The sequence below is a fragment of the Bradyrhizobium sp. 23 genome (genome assembly GCF_023073295.1).
In the GTDB taxonomy this organism is placed as follows: domain Bacteria; phylum Pseudomonadota; class Alphaproteobacteria; order Rhizobiales; family Xanthobacteraceae; genus Bradyrhizobium; species Bradyrhizobium canariense_D.
This window is the reverse complement of record NZ_JADPJF010000027.1, coordinates 7,421-10,476: the sequence shown is the minus strand read 5'-3', so window position 1 is coordinate 10,476 and position 3,056 is coordinate 7,421. Positions and strand designations below refer to the sequence as shown.

Genomic DNA, 3,056 nt, shown 5'->3' with positions numbered 1-3,056 from the left:
GGTCCCGGGGGCACGTTCCGCATCCTCGATGACGAAGCCGGTCGCGCCGAAGGCGCGCGCCAAAGCGGCAAAGTCGGGATTCGAAAGATCCGTGCCGTACGGACGACCGGGATAGGCACGCTCCTGGTGCGACCGGATGGTCCCGTAGGACTGGTTATTGGATACGACGATCGTGAGGTTCGCGCCTCTGGCGACGGCCGTCGCAAGCTCATTGCCCGTCATCAGGAAGCCGCCGTCTCCGCAGAACGCAACCACCTGCCGCTCCGGAAAGCGAAGGCTGGCAGCGAGCCCGGACGGGACCCCAGTGCCCATCGCCCCGCAAGCCGAGCCGAGCAGCCGCGCGGTCGGCTCGAGGCTGAAGATGCGATGGACCCATCCGGCGAAATTGCCTGAATCCGTCGTGACGATGCCATCGGGCCTGAAGTGCGCGGCGATCGCCGCCACCGCGTGACCGAGGACGTCCGCCGATGGTACGCCGAACTGAGGCCAACCATGCGTGGCCGTCCGCGCCGCGGCAGCCGCGGAGGACCACTCGGCGCAGGCCCGCGCCGTCGCGGGAGCTGCGAGCATGGCCGACACGAATGCATGCGATCCAGAGACGACCGCGACGTCGGTTCGGACGCGCTTTCCGATCGCATCGGGATCTGGATAGACATGTACCAATGGCTGGCGAGGCTCGGCCTGTCTCGGAAACGCAAAGCCGAGCGAGGACAGATCGCCCAGACGTGTTCCGACGGCAACGACGAGGTCGGCGCGTTCGAGCAGTTTCACATGAGGCTGAGACGTGAAGAACCCGAACTGACCCGCCCACAGCGGGTGAGAGTTCGGGAACTGGTCCTGCATTTTGTTCATAGTGACGACGGGCACGTTCCATTTCTCGGAAAACGCGATCAGATCTTGGCGGAACGATGCCGTCCGGCATTCGCCGCCGACCAGCAGGATCGGCCGCTCCGCGGCCCTCAACGCCGCCCTCGCCTGTTCAATGGCCGCAGCACCGGGCTCCGGACGCACAGCTCCGTTGGCTGTGGCCACAAATCCCTCGGCCGGGTCTTCAAGGAGATCTTCCGGCAGTTCGATGGCGACGGGACCTGGCGTTCCCGCATGGGCCACGGCGAACGCGCGGGCCATCATCTCTGGAACGAGATCCGCCGAGTTCAGACGCACCGACCACTTCAGCACGCCATCGAAAGATCGGCCACAGTCGATCTCCTGCACCGCGTCCCTTGCGAGGTTCGGACGATCGACCTGACCGACCAGCATCACCAGCGGAATCGCCTCCTGCGCGGCCACATGCAACCCGAGCGCTGCGTTGAAGGCGCCCGGACCACGGCTCGTCATCACGACGCCTGCGCGCCCTGTGAGTTTGGCGTCAGCGACCGCCGCGAGGCTCGCGCTTCCTTCGTGCCGGCAAGTCACCAGATCGAAATCGTTACGGTCGCGCAGCGCGTCCAGCAGCGCCAGAAAGCTTTCTCCCGGGACGCCGAAGGCCCTGTCCACCCCGTGCGCGACGAGACAGTCCGCCACGAGTTCCGCGACGCGGTCGGTCATGCGACGCTCCCGTCCTGCCTGATGGTCAGGGGATCGCCCATGACGCGCAGTGGCGCCTCCGTCCGATCTCGCAGCGCCTCGATCGCGAGGCCGTCAAGTAGGGCCCGAACGGCCAGGCCATCCTCGGTTATGTCGATGATGCAGAGGTTGGTGAAGATGCGGGTCACCACTCCGCGCGCCGTGAGCGGATACCCACATCGCTCCACGATGCGGGAGCGGCCATCCTTGGTGGTGTGGTCCATCATTACCCAGATCGACTTGGCGCCGACCGCCAGATCGATGGCTCCGCCGATGCCGGGCGGAGACCCGTTGTCACCCGTCGTCCAGTTGGCGAGATCACCGTCCTTGGACACCTGAAAGGCGCCGAGCACGGCCACGTCGAGATGACCGCCTCGCATCATCGCGAACGAGAGGCTGGAGTCGAAGTAGGAACCGCCGGTTCGGATCGAGATGGGCATCTTCCCTGCATTGATGAGATCCCAGTCCTCTTCGCCCGCCGGTGGCTTCGGACCCACGTTGAGGACTCCGTTCTCGCTGTGAAGGATCACGCTAGACCCCTCCGGCAGGTAGTCAGCGACGTGCGTCGGTGCGCCGATACCGAGATTGACGAATCCCTCCTGCGGCAGATGAAGTGCGACCATGCGGGCCAGCGCATCGCGTGCAAGCGGTGTCATCGGGAGCTCCTTGCGAAAACGCGATCGACGAAGATGCATGGAGTGACTATGGCTTCTGGATCCAAATCCCCGACGTTGACCACGCGGTCGACTTCCACGGCGACCGTCCGGCCGGCGGTCGCCATCACCGCGCAGTGGTTGCGCGCGGTCTTGTTATAGGTGACGTTGCCGAGCGTGTCGGCGAGATGACCTTTGACGAAAGCGAAATCTGCATGAAGCGGTAGCTCAAGAATAAATTCGCGTCCGTCGACGACGATCTTCTCCTTGCCGTCAGCGAATACCGTTCCCACGCCGACGGGAGAAAGGAAGCCGCCGAGACCGGCGCCGCCTGCCCGGATGCGCTCCACCAGCGTGCCCTGCGGAACGAGTTCGAGCTCGACCGTGCCGGCACGATATTGCTCGGCGAACTGCTTGGCGCTGCGCGGATAGGAGCAGACGATCTTGCGAACGATCCTGGCTTCGAACCACAGCGACAGATCGTCCTCGGTCGAGCCGGCGTTGTTCGATATCAGCGTCAGGTCGCGGACGCCCCGGTCGAGCACCGCCTTGACCACTCCGAGCGGAAGCCCCGCTCCGCCGAACCCTCCCATCATGACGGCGTCGCCGTCCTTGATGCCTTCCACGGCCGCCGCCGCGTCTTCAACCACTACGTTGCGCATCGTAAATCCGCCGTCTCTGCTACGGGATTGATTTGAGGTACGTCGTTGACAGGCCACGGCCGACCCGGTCGAGCAGCATCTCGTTGGTGCCGTCGGCGTAGGCCGCCATCCGGACCTCGGCGAAATGCATGTTCAGGCGGTGGGCTGCGCCGGCGCCCGTCGCGCCCACGATCCG

Annotated in this window: 3 protein-coding genes; all 3 read right to left on the bottom strand. The window is 65.2% G+C overall.

Annotation, left to right across the window (positions count from 1 at the left end; all coding sequences use genetic code 11):
• Positions 1 to 1,548: thiamine pyrophosphate-dependent enzyme (locus IVB32_RS03910; RefSeq protein ID WP_247409879.1), on the bottom strand; the 1,548-nt coding region annotated here is incomplete at its 3' end.
• Complete coding sequence (locus tag IVB32_RS03905; protein ID WP_247360212.1) at positions 1,545 to 2,222, bottom strand: 3-oxoacid CoA-transferase subunit B; 678 nt, start codon at positions 2,220 to 2,222, stop codon at positions 1,545 to 1,547. The genes IVB32_RS03910 and IVB32_RS03905, both read right to left, overlap by 4 nt.
• Complete coding sequence (locus tag IVB32_RS03900; protein WP_018456527.1) at positions 2,219 to 2,881, bottom strand: 3-oxoacid CoA-transferase subunit A; 663 nt, start codon at positions 2,879 to 2,881, stop codon at positions 2,219 to 2,221. The genes IVB32_RS03905 and IVB32_RS03900 overlap by 4 nt, the downstream gene beginning before the upstream one ends.
• Between the last annotated feature and the right edge of the window lie 175 nt (positions 2,882 to 3,056).